Genomic DNA, 22,359 nt, shown 5'->3' with positions numbered 1-22,359 from the left:
GTGGACATCCGTGCGCTCACCGAGCAGCTCGCCCTCAACCCGCTCGACGCGGCCGACCTGCTGCACACATTCGGCCTCTACGGCGTGTGGGCCATCCTCTTCGCGGAAACCGGCCTGCTGGTCGGCTTCTTCTTCCCCGGCGACTCGCTGCTCTTCCTCGCCGGAATCGCCGCATCGCCGGTCGCCGACGCGATCTTCGGCGACGGCACCCAGATCTCGTTCGCCGGTCTGCTGATCGGTGCGCCGATCTGCGCGATCGCCGGCGCCCAGTTCGGGCACTGGCTCGGCGCGAAATATGGGCGGAAGATGTTCGAGCGTCCCGACTCCAAGCTGTTCAAGCGGGAGTACGTGGAGAAGGCGGAGTACTACTTCGAGAAGTTCGGCCCGGCCAAGGCCGTGGTCCTGGCCCGGTTCATTCCGATCGTGCGCACGTTCCTGAACCCGGTCGCGGGCACCCTGGGCATGCCGGCCCGCAAGTTCTTCATCTGGAACGTCGTCGGCGCCGTCCTGTGGACCGACGGTGTGCTGATCATCGGGCACGCGCTGGCCAAGCAGATCTACGACGCCATCGGCGACAAGATCGACCACTACATCCTGCCGGTCGTGGTGCTGATCGTGCTGATCTCGGCGCTGCCGATCCTCATCGAGTTCCTCCGCGAGCGGAAAGCCAAGAGGAACGGCACGCACCAGGGCCCGCAGGCGTCCGCGGCGGTCGGCGTGGTCGCGGCGGCCAGCATCGCCGGGCTCGCCGAGGCAGCCCACCTGCACGTCAACGACGACGAGGACGACGAGCGGAACCGCCGGCCGCGTTCGCACCGCGCCTGACCCTTCGTCCACCACCCGGCCGGTCCTGGCTTCCAGGGCCGGCCGCTGTGTTCCCAGATCAAAATCCCTTCCGCCGTACGTCGTCAGCCCGCGCCCGCGCCCCCGCTGACCACCCCGGCCCCGCGCCCCGCTGACCACCCCGCGCCCACCGGGCGCCCACGCCCGTTCCGCGCGGCCCACTCCGCACGGCCCAGCCCCACTCCGCACGGCCCAGCCCCACTCCCGCACAGCCCGGGCCCCACTCCGCACGGCCCAGCCCCCGCCGCACGCTCGCACGGCCCGGCCCAACTCACGCACTTCTCGGCCGCGCCTCGCGCACACATCGCTGCCTCTCGCATCACGCCGCACCCGCGCGGCCGATCCGGCTTCGCGCTCGGGCACCCCGTCGCCGTCTCGCGCCCGCGGCGCCTGTGTCCGCCCCGCGCCCGCAGCCTGTCTCCGCCCCGCCCCCGCAGCGTCCCGCAGCCTGCCCCCGCAGCGCCCCTGCAGCCCGTCTCCGCCCCGCCACCGCAGCGCCCCTGCAGTCCGTTTCCGGCCCGCCACCGCAGCGCCCCTGCAGTCCGTCTCCGGCCGCCCTCGCGGGGCGCGCCGGCTCGCGTCATCCGCTCGGCGCATGAAAAAAGCCTGGCCGGAGATGGCCAGGCTCAGTCGACAGGACGCGATCCAGCCGGCCTTAGGGACGGCCGGCTGGCAGCGTCGATGGGTCCGCTCAGACGGTGACCGCCGCGGACCCGGAAAGCCGGTCCAGAAACTCCTCCGGGCAGTCCCGGAGATTCTCCAACCGACCGGCAGCCAGCGCTCTGTACGTCAGCGAGGCCGCCTCCTCGAGGTTGCGGGCGCGCTTGTGCGCCAGCTCCACCGAGTCACCCATCACCACGCAGCCGTGCTGGCTGAGCACCAGGCAGTCGGTCCCGTCCGCGGCCATCGCCGCGGTCATCGCGGCGAGCTCGGTCGTGCCCGGCAGCCGGAACGGCACGGTGGACACTCTGCGCAGATAGAACGCGTGGTCCGTGGTGACGATCCGGATGTGCTCACCCAGCGCGTCCAGCAGCAACGCCGTCTGCGGGTGCAGGTGCACCACGGCGTTGACGTCCGGCCGGGCGCGATAGAGCGCAAGATGCAATGCCAGCTCGCTGGTCGGCTCGACCCGCGGCGGTGGCAGAGCGCCAACCGTCGCGACCGCACCGTCCGTGATGCTGACCGGCACGAAACTCGCCCGGCTGAGCCGGTCGAGCCAGGCGCCGCTCGCGGTCACCCAGATGGCTTCGTCGTCGGGAATCCGGGCGGACAGGTTGCCGCCCGAGCCGCAGACGAGACCGGCCTGGACCACGTCGTAACCCACGTGCGCGAGCTGATCACGCAGGTCACCAGGCACGTAGTTCACCCGTTCCTCCTCGAATCGCCAGGGGTGGCCAGGGAAGAGGTCCTCGGCCTGGCGTCACGCCCCCATGTTTCAGTGACGCCAGGCATTGCCCACGGATCAGCGAGCCTTCTTGGTCGCCCGCTTACGGGGCGGCGTCAGCAGGTCGGCAATCGTCGCGATCGCGGTCGGCACGAGCCGGTAGTAGGCCCACACTCCCCGCTTCTCCCGCTCCAGCAGACCCGCCTCGGTCAGGATCCGCAGGTGGTGACTCACAGTCGGCTGCGAGAGGCCCAGAGGAGCCGTCAGGTCACAGACACAAGCCTCACCGTCCGTCGCGGACTGAATAAGGCTCAACAGCCGCAGCCGTGCCGGGTCGGCGAGCGCCTTCAGCACTCCCGCCAGGCGCTCGGCGTCGGCGCGTTCAATTGGCTCGCCGGCAAGCGGCGAGATCTGAGGCATCGTCATTTCCGCCAACGCAGTTCCCACGATCTCCATCCTTCCACCAACTGCATCGATTCTCCTGCATGTGAGCAGGAACGAACCGGCTAACTTTCAGGCCGTAAGGCCGACATCGATCGCCGTGTCGGTCAACCGCCGGCACGGGCCGGATCCCCGAACCGCACCACTCATCCGATCAACCTTTCCGCCGACACCGACTTCGGTCTCTGCCTCCTGCAACGCCTCAGCCGCCACTTGGTCGCTACCCATCCGTGTCGAGCTCTCGATCCCCTTCTCGGGAGTGAGCCAACCCACATTGTCAATTCATCGATTGTTTCGGTTCACGACCCAGAACGATGACTCGGCACGGAACGCGTCGACACCATCACGCCACGCTGCGCGATCAACGGGCCGCTGCGCGCCTCACGACCCGATGAAAGCACGACGCCACGCTGTGCGACGGGCAATTCAGTGATGAATTTACCCAGGTCGTGCCGTGCCTTCATGACATCGAGCGTACTGGCTTGAAGGAAACCGGAATCTTTCGCCCCGCCGGGGCGGAACCGAACTATTGACCCAGCTCTCTTCATGGCTCTGTAAAGAAGGTTTACCGAACGGACAACGGATCTCGACCTTTCCCGGAGACCATAGATGCAGCTCAAAGCAGCTAACACCGCCACGGTACCCATCCACCCCTCAAGATGACCTGGTAGCCGCGCTGTGAGAGTGCTGTGAACCCCGGGAATCACGTTTGTCCGTCCAGGCGAAAACACCCACCGGATGGCCGATCTAGTGCTATCCGGACAGCCGATCGGGTGACATCGAAGGAAACCGTCCGTACCCGTTCGAGTGACCCACAGTTGTCGATGGAGAACCGGATCTAGGCGTCCTTCCGCATGGTCACTCCGATGACAACCGTGAGTATTCGTCATCGGATCCAGGCCCGAACCGCCTCCGGTCCGATCATCCCACCGCGGAACGTCTCCGATGTGTCCTTACCCACTCTCCGTAGCCGAACCCGGATTTGAACCTTCGGCCGAACCGTGCGTTACAGCGCTTGACGATCGAAGGTGCCCTTTCAGCGATCTCCAAGGAGCCCGCAACAAATTCACGAACCGGTCCACTCCGGTCAGCTACCCGACTGGCCGTTCACCCCTGCGTGGACGGCCCCCGCCCCCTCAACTGACGCGCCCACGTCGAACCCGGCCCGTACCCCGACACGGCCCCCGATCGATGTGCTCAGGTCCGGCACTGCCCTCACCACACAGCCGAGGGGCCTCACCACACGGGCGGACGGCAGACGGGCCCGACCGCATAGCTGCCGGCTGACGCATCCAACGCCCAGACGGCCCTTCTCCACGCAGCGCAGCGCTCAAACATCAGCGGCTCATTTCCAGCGCTCTCCGCCACCCCACGGCAGTCGATCTCGCCAGGACCATGAGGGCACGACGGCCCTGCCCGGCGTGTCCAGGCTCACCCAACGCCGGGCGACAGAACAGGGCTTGTCAGGCTGGCCGATCGTCCTCGGCAGGCCGAACCGGGACCCCCTCGGGCTCATGGGAAAGACCCGTAGCCGAGCCGACTCCGCCGGATTCACCGGAGCGACCCACAGGTGAGGAAGCTCCACCGGACTCGTCCGACGGGGCTCCCTCGGCCGCGCTGGATGAGTTCGACGGACCGGCCTCAGCAACGGCCGTGGACGGCGCGTCGACATCCAGCGGCGTGGCAACAACCGGTGGCGTGCCGGCGACGGGCGGCGTGGCAACGACCGGCGGCGTGGCAACAACCGGCGGCGTGGCGGAAACACCGCCCACGGGCGGGTAGTTGTTCGGCGATGCAGGTGGTTGAGACCCGGACGAACCAGCAGGCGCCACCGAGGTCTGCGCGGCGGCATCCGCCACAGACGGCGGCGACGGAACGTCCGTGGACGGCGAAACAGGCCGCATGTAAGCGGAATTGTCAGCAGGCGGCACAGTCGGGGTGAAGCCATGGCCCGCAGGCGGGGTGAAGCCGTCGCCCGCAGGCGGGGTAAAGCCGTGGGTCCCTGGTGGGGCATATGGCGAGCCCTGCGCCGGCGGGAAGCCCGGAACAGCACCCGGTGAGCTGGGCGGACCGAATGGGCTGGGCGGACCGTAGGAGCCCGGAGCACTGTAAGAACCGGGAGCGCCGCCACCGCTTGACGGACCGTAAGAACCGGGAACACCGGGCTGGGCAAACGGACCCGGGGCACTGGGCTGGGCAAACGGACCCGGGGCACCGGGCTGGGCAAACGAGCCCGGGGCACCGGGCTGGGCGAACGAGCCCGGGGCACCGGGCTGGGCGAACGAGCCCGGCGCGGCGAACGACTGCGGATACGGCCCGAAGGCAGGGTTGGGGTGAGCGGACTGTGCCGGGGCGGGACCGAAGAACGTGCGCGGCGCGACCAGCAGCATCGCGCCGACCGCGGCGTAGGCCAGCACCTGCAGACCGGCCACGACGACGTTGAGGCCGATCCACCCCGCCGGGTACGCCGAGCCGAGCGCGTCGCTGATCGAGCCCGGCGCCGGGTCACCCGAGCGCTGGGCCAGAACGGTGATGAACGAGGCGAGACCGCCGAGCATGCCGAGCACGCAGACGACCAGCGAGACGATCCGGGCAACCCGGCTGCCGCGGCGCAGGCCCAGGCCGAGCACCACGAGCAGCGCGAAGAACAGGATCGACAGGACGGCGGCGAGCGCGGCGTCCAGCCAGATCACGGTGACGAACTGGTCTGCCGCGTCGCCCGAGGTCGCCCCCCGGAACCGGCTGACCGTGCCGGCGGCAACGGCGACCGTCGCGATCGAGTAGCAGAGGCCGGCCGCGCCCATGAGCCAGAGCAGGAATGAGGCGGTCGTCACGGCGGGCGGGCGCGCGCTGGTGGGCGGCGGAGGCGCGGTGACGGGTGGCACGGCGGCGTAGGACATCGAGGGCTCCCGGTGTTCGGTTGGCTGGAAACCTATCGCGTCTTCGGGATCCGGGGCGGGCGGACCGGAACGCCTGTGGATAACGGAACCGGCCCGCCTGTGGACAGGCGGGCCGGTTCGAAAAACCTCGGCCAGGATTGGCGAGCGTCGGCGATCAGGCCGAGTCGCGCGGCGGCCGCTCGTCATCCGCCGGCGGAACCAGCGGGGCCGGCGGAACGGATGGAGTCGGCGGAACAGGAGGTGCCGTGGAGGCGGGCGGGCCCGAAGCCGGCGGAGCCGACGATGGCTGATCGCCAGGTGACGAGCCGGTTCCCGGAGCAGCACCGGACGACGAGCCCGGAGCCGTGGGCGGCAGCCCCCACGGGTCACTCGGCGGCCCGAATTCGGACGGCGCCGGCGAGCCCGGCGCCTGGAGGCCGGACGGCTGAGAACCGGGCGGCGGGGTCAGCGGCGGCTGAGGCGGCAACGCGGACGAGGAGGGCGGTCCGGACGCGGGTGGCGCCGATGACGGCGCCTGCCAGGGGTTGGCGGGGTAGCTGGGCGCGCCGTAAGGCGGCGGGTAGGCGCCAGGCTGGCCCGGGTACGACGAAGGTTGCCCCGGATACGGCGCCGGCTGTCCCGGATGCGACGAAGGTTGCCCCGGATACGGCGCCGGCTGTCCCGGATACGACGAAGGTTGCCCCGGATACGGCGCCGGCTGTCCCGGATACGACCCGGCCTGACCGGGATACGGCGCAGGCTGTCCCGGATACGACCCGGCCTGTCCTGAATACGGTCCGGGCTCGCCCGGGTAGGTCCCCGGCGCTCCGGGCGACGTAGGCCCTTCGGGCGCAGCAGGCGCTCCCGGCGCTCCCGGGGAACCGACCGGAGGGCTGTAGGAGGGCTGACCCGGATACGGCGGAAGCCCCGGAGCAGGCTGCCCGGGCTGCCCGAACCCGGACTGCCCCGACCCCTGCCCCGGCTGCCCAGATCCAGGCTGCCCCGCCCCAGGCTGCCCATACCCAGGCTGCCCAAAGCCGGGCTGTCCAAAGCCGGGCTGACCAGCACCAGGCTGTCCAAAGCCGGGCTGACCAGCACCAGGCTGCCCATACCCAGGCTGACCAGCACCAGGCTGACCGAACCCAGGCTGCACCGCACCCGGCGGCGGGTACGCCCCGGGATAGGGCTGGCCATACCCACCCGGATACCCCGGCTGCTGATACGGGTTCCACCCGGCCACCGGCTTCCGGAAGAACCGGTTCGACGGCGGCACCGCCAGCAGGATCACCGCCGCGATCAGCGCGGCGAGCGAGACCAGCGTGAACCAGACCCCGATGCTGTCGAACCATCCGGGCACCGACCCGTCGAGCAGCGCGTCCAGTTGCCGCTGGCTGGGCAGCCCCCTCGTGTCGTCGGCGTTCCCGGCGATCACCGAAGCGAAGTCGGTGATCAGCACTCCCGCGGTCTGCGGCACGATCACCGCGCAGCACATGAGCAGGCCGGCCACGACCCAGGTGATCACTCGCGCGGGCTGCTTGCCGCGGAGGTTGAAGAAGCCGAGGAGGCCCATCCCGATCCCGATGATCAGGTAGAGCACGATCAGCAGTACCGAGTATCCGACGACGGTGGCGCCGAGGTCGGCGAACTCCGTGCCGCTGTATGCCGCGTCGTAGACATCCGCGGCCTTGCTGAGCGCCGAGAAGGTCAGGATCCCGTACACCACCTGGATGGCGGCGACCGCGAAGAGCAGCGCGGACGCGATCGTCACGGTGACCGGCCGCCCGTGCGGTGGCGGCATCGGCGGATACGGCGACGGTGGATACGTGGGAACGGTCACAGAGTCCTCCTCTAGATCCGTTCACGGTATCGGTCGGGAACCAGGTCCCGCGACCGGCACGCACCCTGGGCAACGCTGTGGCAACATCGGGCGACGATGATGCAAATGCCCGCAAAGGGTCGCTCGATCGAGGGGCGACATTGCTGGCCGCCACCCCCTAGACTTCCTTGACATGGCGTCCGGCAGGCTCCAGAGACCTCCAGTGACGCCTGCTGCCCGCACGAGTCGCCCGCCCCGCTCACACATCGCCGGGGCCGAGGCAGACCGATTCCGGGCGCCTTCCCGATTGCGCCGGCCGCGTGACCACACCGCGGCCGCCCCAGACCTGACAAGGACCGGTGAGTCCCATGCCGCACGCAGACACCTTGACCGTCGTTCACCATGACGACACCCGGACCCGCTTCAAGGACGTCCGATATCAACTCCATCGGGACGGGATCAGGATCTGGTCCGCGGATGGCGAGCACGCCATCACGGACATCCTGATGACCCACGCGTACCGGCAACGAGAAGAAGCTTCGTAGCGAGAAGTGAAAGCGAAAAGGGGCCCCGAGGGGCCCCTTTTCCATGGGAGCTAACCGGCCTGGATCGTCAGCCCGTCACCGGTCTGGTTGGTCGAGACCAGCACGCTGTCGCCGTCCTGAATCTCCCCGGCCAGCAGTGCCTTGGCCAGCAGGTCGCCGATCGTGGCCTGGACCAGTCGCCGCAGCGGCCGGGCGCCGTAGATCGGGTCGTAGCCGTGCTCGCCCAGCCACGCGACCGCGTCGTCCCCCACCGACAGCGTGAGCCGCCGCTCGGCGAGCCGGGCCCGCAGCCGGCTGAGCTGGATGTCGACGATCTCCCGCAGGTCGTCCTTGGTCAGCGCGTGGAACACCACGATGTCGTCGAGCCGGTTCAGGAACTCGGGCTTGAAGTGTGCCCGGACCACGGCCAGTACCTCGTCGTGCCGTTCCTCGTCGCTCATCGTGAAGTCGGCCGTGGACGAGCCGAGGTTCGACGTGAGCACTAGGATCGCGTTGCGGAAGTCGACCGTGCGGCCCTGCCCGTCGGTGAGCCGCCCGTCGTCGAGCACTTGGAGCAGCACGTCGAAGACGTCCGGGTGGGCTTTCTCCACCTCGTCGAGCAGGACCACGCTGTACGGCCGGCGACGCACCGCCTCGGTGAGCTGTCCACCCTCCTCGTAACCCACGTAACCGGGTGGGGCACCGACGAGACGGGCCACGGAGTGCTTCTCCCCGTACTCGCTCATGTCGATGCGGACCATCGCGCGCTCGTCGTCGAAGAGGAAGCCGGCCAGGGCCTTGGCCAGCTCGGTCTTGCCGACGCCGGTCGGGCCGAGGAAGAGGAAGCTGCCGGTGGGGCGGTCCGGGTCGGCGATGCCGGCTCGCGCCCGGCGGACCGCACCGGCGACCGCGGCGACCGCCTCCCGCTGGCCGATGACCTTGGCCTGCAGGGACTCCTCCATGCGAAGCAGTTTCGCGGTCTCGCCCTCCATCATCCGGCCGGCCGGGATGCCGGTCCACGAGGAGATCACTTCGGCGATGTCGTCGGCGCCGACCTCCTCCTTGACCATCGGCGGCTCGGTGTTCTCCTCCTCCGACTCGGCGGCGGCGTCCATCTCCTTCTCCAGGCCCGGGATCACCTCGTAGAGCAGGCGGGACGCCTGGAGCAGGTCACCGTCGCGCTGCGCTCGTTCCTGCGCGGCCTTCGCCTCGTCGAGCTGCTTCTTCAGCTCACCGACCCGGTTCAGGCCGCCGCGCTCGCGCTCCCACCGGGCGTTCAACGCGGTCAGCTCTTCCTCGCGGTCGGCGAGGTCACGGTCGAGCCGCTCCAGCCGGGCCACCGACGCGGGGTCGGTCTCCTTGCTGAGCGCGAGTTTCTCGACCCGCATCCGGTCGACCTGGCGCTGCAGCTGGTCGAGCTCGACCGGCCGGGAGTCGATCTCCATGCGGAGCCGGGAGGCGGCCTCGTCGATCAGGTCGATCGCTTTGTCCGGGAGGAAACGGTCACTGATGTAGCGGTCGGAGAGGCTGGCCGCGGCGACGAGCGCGGCGTCGGTGATCTGCACCCGGTGATGTGCCTCATACCGGCCCTTGAGCCCACGAAGGATGCCGATGGTGTCCTCGACGGTCGGCTCGCCGACCACGACCGGCTGGAAGCGCCGTTCCAGCGCCGGGTCCTTCTCGATGTGCTCGCGGTACTCGTCGAGCGTGGTCGCGCCGACCATGCGCAGCTCACCGCGGGCCAGCATCGGCTTGAGCATGTTGCCGGCGTCCATCGAGCCCTCGCCCTTGCCGGCGCCGACGACCGTGTGCAGCTCGTCGAGGAACGTCACGACCTGCCCGTTCGAGCTGCGGATCTCCTCCAGCACGCTCTTGAGCCGCTCTTCGAACTGGCCCCGGTACTGCGCGCCGGCGACCATCGCGCCCAGGTCCAGGGAGACGAGCGTCTTGTCGCGCAGCGATTCCGGCACGTCACCGGCGACGATCCGCTGGGCGAGCCCTTCCACGATGGCGGTCTTGCCGACACCGGGCTCTCCGATCAGAACCGGATTATTTTTGGTACGCCGTGAGAGCACCTGCACCACGCGCCGGATCTCCGCGTCGCGGCCGATCACCGGGTCGATCTTGCCCTCACGCGCCTGTGCGGTCAGGTCGACGCTGTACTTCTCCAGCGCCTTGTAGGTCTGCTCGGGGTCCGCGTTCGTCACCTTGCGGTCCCCACCGCGCACCTGCGGGAACGCCGCGACCAGCGCCTCCTCGGTCGCACCGGCGCCTTTCAGGGTCTGGCCGACCGCGCCGCCGCCCCGGGCCAGGCCGGCCAGCAGGTGTTCGGTCGAGATGTACTCGTCGCCGAGGGGCTGGGCGATCAGCTCGGCCTCACCGATCGCGTTCACGAACTCGCGGGAGAGGCTGGGCTCGGCGGTGCTGGCGCCGCGGGCACTGGGCAGCTGCTCGACGGCGCGGGCGGCGGCACGGCGTACGTCCGCGGGATTTGCACCGACCGCACGCAACAGTGCGGGCGCGGTGGACCCGGCGGTGTCCAGCAGGGCGAGCAGCATGTGCCACGGCTCGACCGTGGCGTGCCCGCTCTGTGCGGCGTTGGCCACGGCGCCCTTGATCACGTCGCGGCTCTTGGTGGTCAAACGTTCGGCGTTCATGAGCTCCCCTGATCGGCGTCCCACCGGGTGTAACCCAACAGACTTGAGCGTATTCCACTCAACTTTACCTCCTCCGGGCAGACCCGTGGTGATGGTGGCCACCACCGAGAGCGCTCTCCAGCCGAAGGGCCGTAAGTTCGAAGGGTGACGCGCCTCCTGTCCCGGCGGCTGCTCCCGCTCGGCTTCATCTTTCTCGCCTCCGGGATCGCAACCGCGGTGGTCGGCCCGTTCCTGGGGCTGTTTCTCAGCACCGCGGTGCACGCCGGCCCCGTCCAGGTCTCCGCGTTCCTGATCGTCGCCGCGCTCTCCGGCGTCGCGATGTCGCAGGTCCTGGCCCGGATCTCGGATCGCCGGCCGATGCGCCGCACGCTGCTGATCGCGGCCGCCCTCGCCGGGTGCGCCGGCACCGGGCTGACCTCGGTGGTCCGCAACTACTGGGTCCTGCTGGCGCTGACCGTCACGGCCACGGCGGTCGCCGGCTCGTTCTACCCGCAGTCGTTCGCCTATGCCCGACAGGTCCTGACCAGCGAGAACCCGACCCGCGCGGCCATGGGGATCAGTTCGCTGCGCACGGTGTTCTCGATCGCCTGGGTGGGTGGCCCACCGCTCGCCGCGATCCTTCTGGACAAGACCGATTTCCGGTACGTCTACGGCACCGCCGCCGTGCTCTACCTGATCGCGGCCCTGATCACCACACGCTGGCTGCCCGAGTTGGAGGCGCCCGCGCCAGCCACCAAGGGCGGCCGTGACGACTTCCGCCCGCCGCGGGCCGCCTACCCGATCATCGGCGGGTTCGTGCTGATCACCACGACAATGGTCCTCGGCGTGCAGGCGATGTCGTTGTTCGTCACGAAGAACCTGCACGGCAGCGTCGGGGACTCGGGCCTGGTCCTCGGGCTCTGTGCCGCGCTGGAGATCCCGCTGATGCTGGGCTTCGGCGCGCTGAGCACGCGGGTGCCGCTGCGCGTGCTGATCCTGGCGGGCGCGGTGAGCGGGGTGGCGTACCAGGCGCTGGCCGCGGCGGCGCACTCGGTGTGGATGCTGGCCGCCGCCCAGGTGCTGAACGCGGTGTTCATCGCGACGAACTCGGGGCTCGGGATCTCGTACGTGCAAGATCTGATGCCCTCGCATCCGGGCCGGGCGACGACGATGTTCACCAACACGTTCCCGCTCGGGCAGATCCTGGCGGCACCGCTGTTCGGCGTCGCCCAGGGGTACGACTACCGCCTCGCCTACATGATGAATCTCGGTCTGGCAGTTCTCGGCCTGATCCTGCTGCTCATCGCCCGCCCGCCGGCCCGGACCCCGATCGAGCCGATCCCGGGGATCAGGACGGGGAACGTCTGACGGACGCGACGCAAGTCACTGCTCGCGGGCTAACGTGGTGATCGTGCGCGTACGGGTGGAACAGACTCCGCTGCCGGGAATCGGCGTCCGACACGATCTCGTGACGTCCTCGGGGCGGACCGTCGGGGTGGTCTCGCACCGCAACGGTCGCCGCGACCTGGTGCTCTACGACGTCGACGACCCGGATGCCTGCCTGGCCTCGATCCCGCTCACCGACGACGAGGCCGAGGCGCTGGCCGACGTCCTCGGCGCGTCGCTGATGCTGGGCCAGCTCGCCGGGCTGCGCCAGCAGGCGGCCGGCCTGCTCACCGAGCAGATCGCGCTGCCGGCCGGCTCCCGGTTCGTGGGCCGCCGCCTCGGCGACACCCGTGCCCGCACCCGCACCAGCGCCTCGATCGTCGCCGTGCTGCGCGACCGCGAGGTGATCCCCTCCCCCGGCCCGTCCTTCCAGTTCGAGGCGAACGACGTGGTCGTCGCCGTCGGCACCCGCGACGGGCTGGACGGCGTCACCGCCATCCTGGCCGGCGACACCACCGGCTGACTGAGCCAGCCCGCGGCGGAAAACCAAAGGAAAACCGGGGGTTGGAGTGCACCACACCACCGTCCTGCTCATCGAGATCGGGGCGCTCCTGTTCGGCCTCGGGATGCTCGGCCGGGCGGGCCGCCGGTTCGGGCTCTCGCCGATCCCGCTCTACCTGCTGGCCGGTCTCGCCTTCGGGCAGGGCGGCCTGGTGCCGCTCTCGGCCAGCCAGGAGTTCATCGGGATCGGTGCCCAGATTGGGGTGATCCTGCTCCTGGTCATGCTGGGTCTGGAGTACTCGGCCGACGAGCTGGTCGGCAACCTGCGTTCGGCCGCCCCGGCCGGTGTCATCGACATGCTGCTGAACGCGCTGCCCGGCGCCCTGTTCGCGGTGTTGCTGGGCTGGGACGCGAAGGCGGCGCTGGTGCTGGCCGGGATCACCTGGGTCTCCTCGTCCGGAGTGATCGCGAAGGTGCTCGCCGACCTGGGCCGGCTCGGCAACCGGGAGACGCCGGTGATCCTCTCGGTGCTGGTCATCGAGGACCTGGCGATGGCGTTCTACCTGCCGATCGCCACCGCGGTACTGGCCGGGGTGGGGCTGCTCGGCGGGCTGAGCACGCTCGGTGTCGCGGTGGTCACGGTGATTGCGGTGCTGGTCGTGGCGATCCGTTACGGCGGCCCGATCAGCCGGTTCATGTCGGTGAAGGACCCGGAAGCGCTCCTGCTGAGCGTTTTCGGTCTGACGCTGTTCGTCTCCGGCGTGGCCGCTGAGCTGAAGGTTTCCGAGGCGGTCGGGGCGTTCCTGGTCGGGATTGCGCTCTCCGGCCCGGTCGCCCACCACGCCACCGAGATGCTGTCGCCCCTGCGTGACCTGTTCGCGGCGGTGTTCTTCGTCTTCTTCGGGCTCTCCACCGACCCGGCCGACATGCCGCCGGTGCTGCTGCCCGCGCTCGGACTGGCCGCGCTCACCATGCTGACCAAGATCACTACGGGTTACCTAGCCGCCCGGCGCACCGGGATCGCGCTGCCCGGGCGGCTGCGAGCCGGCTTCGCGCTCACCCCTCGCGGCGAGTTCTCGGTGGTCATCGCCGGGCTCGCGGTCGCTTCCGGGGTTGAGCCGAGACTCGCTCCGCTCGCCACCGCGTACGTGTTGATCACCGTCGTCACCGGCCCGATGCTGGCCCGCCTGCCGGACTACGGCTGGTTCAAGCGGCTGGTGCACAGACGGATGGCAGCACAGCGTTCCACGACAAAACCGCTGCCCACGGTTGAGTGATCTTGGTAACGAACAGCACAACCTGGGGCAAAGCCAAAAGTTACTGTCCAGTATCTGAATGTGAACTCTTGACACTTCCGTTCACTCGTTGATCGCGCTACCGTTGCGCCGCGACGACTCTCTGTATTGGGACGTTCGACACGCGCGACGGACGGTGTGATTCCTGTCGCGGTTCCGGACGGGTGAATAAGGCGGCGGCGTTGAGTGTGCGAGAGGCGACTTTCATCGGGTTCGGCAACCCGGTCGACCCCCGGCCGGCCGAGCTGGAGGCGTGGGCTTACCACCCCGAGGCAGTGCCGCTGAGCACGATGCCGAAGGACTGGGACCTGCTGATCTCCGGCGATGTGCTCGGCCCGACCCTGTTCGAACTGGCCATGGACCGGCAGTGTCCGGCCCGCCGGTTCGCGCAGCACTGTATGTACATCTACGCGGCGGACGGCGTTCGGCAGAACGCATCCAGCCAGCGCAAACGGCGGCTCAAGAAGTTCATGGAGCGCGCCGAGCAGGTCGGCGACGAGCCGATGCAGATATGGGCGCACAACTGCCGGGTCCTGATGACCCGGCCGGAGTTGTTCGACCACCACGACTGGATGGAGGGCGGCCTGGTGCGCAACCCGCGGCGGGTCGGCCTCTTCAACCGAAGGTAATCATTCGGTCACTACATGCAGTGACGGCGGCTCTCCGAACCGGAGGGCCGCCGCTTCTGGTTTTCCGACACTTCACTTGTCCGGAGAGCGGCGCGGGCGCCACACCACGAGAGCGGTCGAGTGCCTCTCCTGACGAACAAGATCACCCCGGCCGGCGTACGGGTTCATCGACTCCAGCTGAGCGATGCGCTCATACGCGTCCTCCAACTGGTGCTCCAGCTCCGTGACCCGCTGCTGCAGGTCGCCGACGAGCTGCTCCAAGCCGATGATCCGCTTGATGCCGGCCAGGTTGACGCCCTCTTCCTGGCTGAGTTTCTGCACCTCGCGGAGCAGGGCGACGTCGCGCTGGCTGTATCGCCGGCCACCGCCGCCGGCCCGGCCGGGCTGGACCAGCCCGAGCCGGTCGTACTGCCGGAGCGTCTGTGGGTGCATCCCGGCAAGCCGGGCGGCCACCGAGATGATCAGGACCTTCGCGTCGGAGGCCTGTTCCACCGAGATGCTGATCTCTTCATACATGTGCCACCTCCGGAAGGTCCCTAGCCGGCCTTGCGCAACCGCGCTTCGAGCCGTTCCCGCCCGGCCGGCGGGGTCAGTTTCGCGAAGTTCTCCAGCGCGTCCCGGGCCTCGCCGGTGACGCCGGACGGAATCTGTACCTCGACGGTGACGATCAGGTCGCCCGACTGCCCTTCCTTACGGCTCACGCCCTTGCCCCGGGCCCGCAGCTTGCGGCCGCTCGGCGTACCGGCCGGCACCCGCAGCGTGACCGGGTTGTCCAGGGTGGGGACCCGCAGGTCGGTGCCGAGAACGGCCTCGGCCACGGTGATCGGGACGGTCAGCGTGAGATCGTCGCCGCTGCGCCCGAACAGGTCGTCGGGACGCACCTTGACCTGCACGTACAGGTCGCCGGCGGGACCACCCCGGTCACCCGGCTCGCCGCGGCCGGACAGCCGGATCCGCTGCCCGTCGGCGACACCGGCCGGGAACCGGACATTGATCGTCCGGCTCTTGGTGACGCCACCGGTGCCCCGGCACTCCGGGCACTTCTCGTCCACGATGCTGCCCGAGCCCTGGCACTCACGGCACGGCTCGGAGAAGCTGAACGACCCCTGGTTGCTGGAGATCAAGCCGGTGCCCTGACACTTGGCACACGCGCGCGGCGTGGTGCCCGGCTTGGCCCCGCTGCCGTGACAGGTGTCGCAGGCACCCGGGGTGCGCAGGGTCAGCGGCAGCGTGGTGCCCCGCACGGCCTGCGCGAAGTCCAGCGTCACCTCGGTCTCCACGTCCCGGCCGCGCTGCGGGCCACGCCGCCCGGCCGGATTGCCCGGAGCGTTGCCGCCACCGGAGAAGATCGAGCTGAAGATGTCGGAGAAGCCGGTGCCACCGAACCGGCGGTCCGCACCGCCGGCCCCGGCCGCGCCGGTGAACCCGCCGAACAGGTCGGACGGGTCGAACTGCGCCCCACCCGCGCCGGGCCGGCCCGCACCACGACGGAACGCGCCCGAGCCGAACAGGGAGCGCATCTCGTCATACTCTTTGCGCTTCTTGTCGTCGGCCAGAACGTCGTACGCCTCGGAGGCGGCCTTGAATTTCTCCTCGGCCTCCTTGTTGCCCGGGTTCCGGTCGGGGTGCAGGTCGCGGGCGAGCTTCCGGTACGCCTTCTTGATCTCGTCGGTTGTGGCGGACTTGTTCACGCCAAGAACGGCGTAGAAGTCCTTCTCGAGCCAGTCCTTCGAGCTCACCCGGTCCACCTCCTCGACTTACGGGTGAAGTCCCGCCCGCCGGCGAACCGGCGGGCGGGACCACAACGGAAACTCACTCCGGATCGGCGACGGCGACCATCGCCGGGCGCAGCAGCCGCTCGCCCAGCGTGTAGCCACGACGCATCACCTCGACGCAGGTCGCCTCCGTGACATCCGCGGACGTCTGGTGGGCGACCGCCTCGTGGCGATTCGGATCGAACGGGTCGCCCTTCTCCCCGAAGGCCACCAGGCCGAGCTTGCCGGTCACCGCGGTGAGCTGCTCCGCCACCGAGGCGAACGGCCCGACCAGGTCACCGTGCTCGCGAGCCCGGTCGATGTCGTCGAGCACCGGCAGCAGCGCGGTGAGCACCGCACCGGTGGTCTGCTCGGCGGCCGCGCCCCGGTCGCGGTCGACCCGCTTGCGGTAGTTGGCGTACTCCGCCGTCACCCGCTGCAGGTCGTGCGTCCGCTCGTCGAGCTCGCTGCGCACCGCCGCCAGCTCGGCACCGAGACCGTCGGGCTTGGTGTCCTCGGCCACCCGAGCCTCGTCCTCCTGGTCAGGTGCGCGGTGTGCCCCGCGCTTCTTCTTGGGAGCCTCTTCGGTCGTCGAGTCGATCTCGCCCTGGATGACTTCCCGCTCGGCCGCCTGACCGTCGTTGTCGTCGTCCTTGGCACTCACTTCTTGTCGTCCTCCACGATCTCGGCGTCCACGACGTCGTCGCCACCGCCGGCCGGGCCGGCACCGGTCGCGCCACCGGGGGCACCGGCGTCCGCGGGACCGGCCTGCGGGGCCTCACCCTGGGAGTAGAGGGCCGAGCCGGCCTCCTGCGAGACCTGCGACAGCCGCTCGTGCGCCGACTTGATCTTCTCGATGTCGGTGCCGCCGAGCGCGCCACGCAGCTCGCCGAGCGCCTCGCCGATCTTGTTCTTGCTGTCCTCGGGGAGCTTGTCGCCGCTCTCGGCCAGGAACTTCTCGGTCTGCCACTGCAGCTGCTCGGCCAGGTTGCGGGCCTCGGCGTCCTCGCGGCGCTTCTTGTCGTCGTCGGCGTGCGACTCGGCGTCGCGCATCATGCGCTCGATGTCTTCCTTCGGCAGCGCGGAGCCACCGGTGATCGTCATCTTCTGCTCCTTGCCCGTGCCCAGGTCCTTGGCGGACACGTGCACGATGCCGTTCGCGTCGATGTCGAAGGAGACCTCGATCTGCGGGACGCCACGCGGAGCCGGCGCGATGCCGCTGAGCTCGAAGGTGCCGAGCTTCTTGTTGTACGCCGCCATCTCGCGCTCACCCTGGTAGACCTGGATCAGCACGGACGGCTGGTTGTCGTCGGCCGTGGTGTAGACCTCGGAACGGTGCGCCGGGATGGTGGTGTTGCGCTCCACCAGCTTGTGCATGATGCCGCCCTTGGTCTCGATGCCCAGGGACAGCGGGGTGACGTCGAGGAGCAGAACGTCCTTGACCTCGCCCTTGAGCACACCGGCCTGCAGCGCGGCACCGACGGCGACGACCTCGTCCGGGTTGACGCCCTTGTTCGGCTCGCGGCCGATCAGGCTCTGCACCAGCTCGGTCACGGCCGGCATCCGCGTCGAGCCGCCGACCAGGATGACGTGGTCGATGTCGGAGAGCTTGACGTCGGCGTCCTTGATCGCGGACTCGAACGGGCCCTTGCACCGGTCCAGCAGGTCCTGCGTCATGCGCTGGAACTCGGCCCGGGACAGCGAGGTGTCCAGGTGCAGCGGGCCGTTCGCCCCGGCGGTGATGTAGGGCAGGTTGATGCTGGTGGTGGTGGCAGCGGACAGCTCGATCTTGGCCTTCTCGGCGGCCTCACGCAGACGCTGGAGGGCCATCTTGTCCTGCGAGAGGTCGATGCCGTGCTCGCCGCGGAACGTCTTGACCAGGTGGTCGATGATCCGCTGGTCCCAGTCGTCGCCACCGAGGTGGTTGTCACCGGAGGTCGACTTGACCTCGATGACGCCGTCGCCCAGCTCCAGCAGGGAGACGTCGAACGTACCGCCACCCAGGTCGAAGACCAGGACGGTCTGCTCCTTGGAGCCCTTGTCCAGGCCGTAGGCGAGCGCGGCCGCGGTCGGCTCGTTCACGATCCGCAGGACGTTCAGACCGGCGATCTCGCCGGCCTCCTTGGTCGCCTGACGCTGGGCGTCGTTGAAGTACGCCGGGACGGTGATGACCGCGTCCGCGATCTGCTCACCCAGGTACGCCTCGGCGTCGCGCTTGAGCTTCATCAGCACCCGCGCGGAGATCTCCTGCGGGGTGTACTTCTTACCGTCGATGTCGATCGACCAGTTGGTGCCGATCTCCCGCTTGACCGAACGAATGGTCCGGTCCGGGTTCGTCACCGCCTGGCGCTTGGCGACCTCGCCGACCAGCACCTCGCCGTTGCGGGCGAAGGCCACGATCGACGGCGTCGTCCGGGAGCCCTCCGCGTTGGCGATGACGGTGGGCTCGCCTCCTTCCAGAACGCTGACGCAGGAGTTCGTGGTGCCGAGGTCGATGCCGACCGCACGTGCCATGGTGTGTTCCTCGCTTCAACAGGGTTGAGTGGAGCCGACTCAATGATGCCACGGGTCTGCACACCGTCAAATCGAAGTTGAGTCGGAGCCGCGCAAGTCGAGCGCTGAGCGCCCTCTTCGCACATACCTGTCCGGTCACGGCATACCGGTTCCCGTTGCTCGACCTGGATAGATCGTGCACGCTTTATCCGTGACGACGCACGGAGACGCGGTCGGTCCGTCGGCCCCATCCGCCGTCCCTGCCGTGGAAATCAAGAAAGACCAGGTCAGCCCTGTGCGAGCAGACCTTTCCGATGGTACGAGGTCCGACCTCGCCCGTCCGGCGAACAAGGAGAACGGCATCAACCCGGTCGCACCCCCACCCACCGTGGGCAGGCTCGTGGCGGCACTGAACCGATTGCACACCGCACTCGGTACGGTCTCGTACCCCTTGGTGCTGCCCTCCGCCGAGGAGGCGCGCCGCGTCGGGTCCGCCCTGCTCGCCCAGCTCGACGACTACCTGCTCCCCCGGCTGGCCCGGCTCGACGCACCACTGCTCGTGGTGGTCGGCGGCTCCACCGGCGCCGGCAAGTCGACGCTGGTCAACAGCCTGATCCAGGAACCGGTCACGACGGCCGGCGTGCTGCGCCCGACGACGCGCTCGCCGGTCCTGGTCGCGCACCCGGAGAACCTGGGCTGGTTCGAGCAGCCACACCTGCTGCCCGGGCTGATCCGCACCGTCAAGACCAGCGACGACCCGAACTCGTTGCAGGTGATCGGCGCTCGCGGCATCGGCCCCGGCCTGGCCCTGCTCGACGCGCCGGACGTCGACTCGGTGGTCGACCACAACCGCAAGCTCGCCGCCCAGCTGCTGGCCGCGGCCGACCTGTGGTTGTTCGTCACCACCGCCGCGCGCTACGCCGACGCCGTGCCCTGGGAACTGCTCAAGACCGCCCGCCTGCGCGGCACCGTGATCGCCCTGGTACTGGACCGGGTGCCGCTCGACGCGGCCGCCGAGATCTCCGCGCACCTGGGCGAGATGCTGACCGAGCACGACCTCGGCTCGGCACCGCTGTTCGTCCTGCCGGAAAGCGAGCTGGACACCCGCGGCATGCTCCCAGCCCCGGTCATCCAGCCCATGCAGCAGTGGTTCGCCCAGCTCTCGGCCGACCCTGCGGCGCGTGACGCGGTGGCCCGGCAGACGCTCAACGGGGCGCTGGCGGCACTGGTCCCGGCGGTGAACGGCCTGGCCGACGCGGCCGAGGACCAGACCCGTGCGGCGCAGGCACTGGACGAGCGGGCCGCGGCCGCCTACCGGGCCGCCAAGCAGACCGTCCGGGACGGGCTGCAGGACGGGCGGCTGCTCCGCGGCGAGGTGCTGGCCCGCTGGCAGGAATTCGTCGGCACCGGCGAGTTCCTCCGCACCCTGGAATCCCGGGTCGGCGCTCTCCGCGACAGGTTCGTCGCGGCCGTCACCGGCCGTCCCGAGCCCAGCCGCAGCCTGCAGACCGCGCTGGAGTCCCAGCTGGTCACGCTGCTGCGCGGGGTGGCGACGGATGCCGCCGAGCAGGCGTACACGTCCTGGCAGCAGCACCCGGCCGGCGAGGCGCTGCTGCTGCCGGAGCTGAAGAGTGCCTCGGCCACGCTGCCGGAGAAGACCGACCGGATGGTCCGGGACTGGCAGAAGTGGGTGCTGGACCTGGTCCGGCGCGAGGGCGGCGACAAGCGCTCGGTCGCCCGTGGCGCGGCGTACGCGGTGAACGGCGCCGGGCTGGCCGTGATGATCGCCGTGTTCACCTCGACCGCGTTCATCCCGACCGGCCTGGAGGTGGCGGTCGGGGCCGGGACCACGGTCGCCGCGCAGAAGGTGCTCGAGGCGGTCTTCGGGGACCAGGCGATCCGTACTCTCGCCACGCGGGCCCGCACCGAACTGGTCGCCCGTTTCGACGAACTGCTCGACGCCGAGGCCGCACGGTACGCGGAACGCACCGCGACCGTGCGCCTCGAAGCGGAACCCGGCACACTGTTGCGCCGGGCCGCCGCTGAGGTGGAGAGCGCCAGGAAGGACATCGCGTTGACCGGATCGGGGTCATGAGTCTGGTGGAAAAGGTGCGGGACACCGATCGGGTGGACGCCGAGGACCTGACGCGGCGGCTGGAGGCACTGACCCGGTTCCTCCGGCTCGTCGATCCGTACCTGCCGGACGGCGAACTGGTGACGGCGCACACCCTCGTGGAACGGGCCAGCGGGCGGTTGACGCTGTCGCTGGACCACACCGTGGTGGCGCTGGCCGGCAGCACCGGCAGCGGCAAGTCCAGCCTGTTCAACGCGTTGGCGCGGTTCAAGCTGTCGCCGGTCGGCGTGCGGCGGCCGACCACCGGCACCGCGCACGCCGTCGTCTGGGGTCCGCTGGAACCCGCCAACCGACTGCTCGACTGGATCGGGGTGCTGCCTCGGCAGCGCTTCGTCCGGGAGAGCGCGCTGGACGGCGACGACGAGGCCTCGCTGCGCGGTCTGGTCCTGCTCGACCTGCCCGACTTCGACTCGATCGAGCAGGCCCACCAGCTGGAGGTGGACCGGCTGCTCGGCCTGGTCGACCAGATCGTCTGGGTGGTCGACCCGCAGAAGTACGGCGACCGGATCCTGCACCGCGCCTACCTCTCGCAGTTCAACACGCACGCCGGCGTGACCATCGTGGTGCTCAACCAGGCCGACCGGCTGAGCGCTCCGGACACCGAGGCGGTCCTGGCCGACCTGAAGCGCCTGCTGGAGGAGGACGGGCTGACCGGCGCGCCGGTGCTGGCCTCCTCGGCGAAACAGCCCGGCATGCTCGGCGAGCTGCGCGACGCGCTGGAGGCGACGGTCGCCGGGCGGCAGGCCGCGCTGCGCCGCCTCGCCGCCGACGTCGACGTGACCGGCGAGGAACTGGCCGCGATGATGGGCCCGCCGGCGGCCGAGGACGAGGTGGACCGCGCGACCGTGCGTCAGCTCACCGACGCGCTCGCGGCCTCGGCCGGGGTGCCCGCGGTCGCCGACGCCGCCGCCGCGGCCTACCGGCAGCGCGCCGCCGCGGCCACCGGCTGGCCGCTGGTCCGGGGGCTGCGCCGGCTGCGTCCGGACCCGCTGCGCAAACTGCACCTCGGGGAGAAGACCGCGACCGACGGGGTGTCGACCGACGTCGTGCCACGAACCTCCCTCCCGGAGGCCGACGCAGCCCAGAAGTCGGCGGTCGGCCTGTCGGTCCGTGCGGTCGCCGCGCGGGCCGCGGCCCCGCTGCCGGAGGTGTGGGCTCCGGCGCTGAACGCCGCCGCCCGGTCGAAGACCGGTGACCTGCCGGACGCGCTGGACCGCGCGATCGCCACCACCGACCTGGGCGCCGATCACAAACCGGCCTGGTGGCGGTTGGTCGGCGGGCTGCAGTGGATCTTGCTGGCCACGGCCGCCGCCGGATTGATCTGGCTGGTGCTGGGCTATGCGATGAGCGCGCTCGGCCTGCCCGACATCGGCGACCCCAAGGTGGGGGCGGTGCCGCTGGCGACCCTGCTGCTGCTCGGTGGGCTGGGTCTCGGCCTGCTGCTCTGGCTGCTGCTGAAACCGCTGGTCGAGGCGGGCGGGCGACGCGCCCGGCGCCGGGCCGAGCAGAAGCTGCGGGCCGCGGTGACCGACGTCGGCCGTGAATATGTGGTCGCGCCGGTGCGTGAGGTGCTCAACGCGTACGCCCAGGCGCGTGAGGCGCTCGGCGTGGTGCGTTCGGAGTAGTTCGGGGAACATGCCGCGG

17 protein-coding genes are annotated in these 22,359 nt (G+C 70.0%); 7 read left to right on the top strand and 10 right to left on the bottom strand.

Features of this window, described 5'->3' with window-relative positions; translation table 11 throughout:
- Entirely contained in the window at positions 1–825 is an 825-nt protein-coding gene (locus ACH442_RS24785; RefSeq protein ID WP_396340467.1) for a DedA family protein, read from the top strand.
- Positions 826–1,534: 709 nt separating this feature from the next.
- Here the strand turns inward: ACH442_RS24785 and ACH442_RS24780 are convergent.
- From ACH442_RS24780 to clpB, 6 genes are all read right to left on the bottom strand, one after another.
- Positions 1,535–2,209, bottom strand: a complete 675-nt coding sequence (locus ACH442_RS24780) for a class II aldolase/adducin family protein (RefSeq protein ID WP_396340466.1) — start codon at positions 2,207–2,209, stop codon at positions 1,535–1,537.
- A gap of 96 nt (positions 2,210–2,305) precedes the next feature.
- On the bottom strand, positions 2,306–2,683 hold the full coding sequence (locus ACH442_RS24775) for a helix-turn-helix transcriptional regulator (protein WP_014440216.1): 378 nt from the start codon (positions 2,681–2,683) through the stop codon (positions 2,306–2,308).
- A gap of 284 nt (positions 2,684–2,967) precedes the next feature.
- Entirely contained in the window at positions 2,968–3,132 is a 165-nt protein-coding gene (locus ACH442_RS24770) for a hypothetical protein (protein ID WP_396340465.1), read from the bottom strand.
- A gap of 999 nt (positions 3,133–4,131) precedes the next feature.
- A complete protein-coding gene (locus tag ACH442_RS24765) occupies positions 4,132–5,472 on the bottom strand; it encodes a hypothetical protein (RefSeq protein WP_396340464.1) in 1,341 nt (446 codons plus the stop codon).
- Positions 5,473–5,722: 250 nt separating this feature from the next.
- Complete coding sequence (locus ACH442_RS24760; protein WP_396340463.1) at positions 5,723–7,384, bottom strand: hypothetical protein; 1,662 nt, start codon at positions 7,382–7,384, stop codon at positions 5,723–5,725.
- Positions 7,385–7,958: 574 nt separating this feature from the next.
- A complete protein-coding gene (gene clpB, locus ACH442_RS24755; protein ID WP_396340462.1) occupies positions 7,959–10,544 on the bottom strand; it encodes an ATP-dependent chaperone ClpB in 2,586 nt (861 codons plus the stop codon).
- A gap of 144 nt (positions 10,545–10,688) precedes the next feature.
- On the opposite strand from clpB, the gene ACH442_RS24750 reads away from it, so the two are divergent.
- The 4 genes from ACH442_RS24750 (at position 10,689) to ACH442_RS24735 (ending at position 14,334) form a co-directional block, all read left to right on the top strand.
- Positions 10,689–11,891 carry a sugar efflux transporter gene (locus ACH442_RS24750; RefSeq protein ID WP_396340461.1) on the top strand — a complete coding sequence of 401 codons (1,203 nt, stop codon included), beginning with the start codon at positions 10,689–10,691 and terminating at the stop codon, positions 11,889–11,891.
- A gap of 43 nt (positions 11,892–11,934) precedes the next feature.
- Positions 11,935–12,432 (top strand): cation:proton antiporter regulatory subunit, encoded by a 498-nt coding sequence (locus tag ACH442_RS24745; RefSeq protein WP_396340460.1) that lies wholly within the window; start codon positions 11,935–11,937, stop codon positions 12,430–12,432.
- 46 nt (positions 12,433–12,478) lie between these two features.
- The gene (locus ACH442_RS24740; RefSeq protein ID WP_396340459.1) at positions 12,479–13,687 is read left to right on the top strand and encodes a cation:proton antiporter; all 1,209 of its coding nucleotides are present in this window, start codon (positions 12,479–12,481) and stop codon (positions 13,685–13,687) included.
- Between the two features lie 200 nt (positions 13,688–13,887).
- A complete protein-coding gene (locus ACH442_RS24735; RefSeq protein ID WP_396340458.1) occupies positions 13,888–14,334 on the top strand; it encodes a hypothetical protein in 447 nt (148 codons plus the stop codon).
- Positions 14,335–14,406: 72 nt separating this feature from the next.
- On the opposite strand, the gene ACH442_RS24730 is transcribed toward ACH442_RS24735, so the two are convergent.
- The 4 genes from ACH442_RS24730 to dnaK form a co-directional block, all read right to left on the bottom strand.
- Positions 14,407–14,850 carry a heat shock protein transcriptional repressor HspR gene (locus ACH442_RS24730; RefSeq protein WP_396340457.1) on the bottom strand — a complete coding sequence of 148 codons (444 nt, stop codon included), beginning with the start codon at positions 14,848–14,850 and terminating at the stop codon, positions 14,407–14,409.
- Between the two features lie 20 nt (positions 14,851–14,870).
- Positions 14,871–16,073 carry a molecular chaperone DnaJ gene (gene dnaJ / locus ACH442_RS24725; RefSeq protein WP_396340456.1) on the bottom strand — a complete coding sequence of 401 codons (1,203 nt, stop codon included), beginning with the start codon at positions 16,071–16,073 and terminating at the stop codon, positions 14,871–14,873.
- 73 nt (positions 16,074–16,146) lie between these two features.
- On the bottom strand, positions 16,147–16,752 hold the full coding sequence (gene grpE, locus ACH442_RS24720; RefSeq protein ID WP_396340455.1) for a nucleotide exchange factor GrpE: 606 nt from the start codon (positions 16,750–16,752) through the stop codon (positions 16,147–16,149).
- Positions 16,749–18,602: a molecular chaperone DnaK gene (gene dnaK / locus ACH442_RS24715; RefSeq protein WP_396340454.1), complete on the bottom strand. Its 1,854-nt coding sequence runs from the start codon at positions 18,600–18,602 to the stop codon at positions 16,749–16,751. The genes grpE and dnaK overlap by 4 nt, the downstream gene beginning before the upstream one ends.
- Positions 18,603–18,792: 190 nt before the next feature.
- On the opposite strand from dnaK, the gene ACH442_RS24710 reads away from it, so the two are divergent.
- Positions 18,793–20,676, top strand: a complete 1,884-nt coding sequence (locus ACH442_RS24710) for an ABC transporter (protein WP_396340453.1) — start codon at positions 18,793–18,795, stop codon at positions 20,674–20,676.
- Positions 20,673–22,340: a GTPase family protein gene (locus ACH442_RS24705; RefSeq protein WP_396340452.1), complete on the top strand. Its 1,668-nt coding sequence runs from the start codon at positions 20,673–20,675 to the stop codon at positions 22,338–22,340. Before ACH442_RS24710 ends, ACH442_RS24705 begins: the two co-directional genes overlap by 4 nt.
- Positions 22,341–22,359: the final 19 nt, after the last annotated feature.

Origin of the sequence: Actinoplanes sp. NPDC020271 (genome assembly GCF_044388125.1) — a bacterium.
Lineage (GTDB): Bacteria > Actinomycetota > Actinomycetes > Mycobacteriales > Micromonosporaceae > Actinoplanes.
This window is presented reverse-complemented; position numbering and strand designations above follow the sequence as displayed.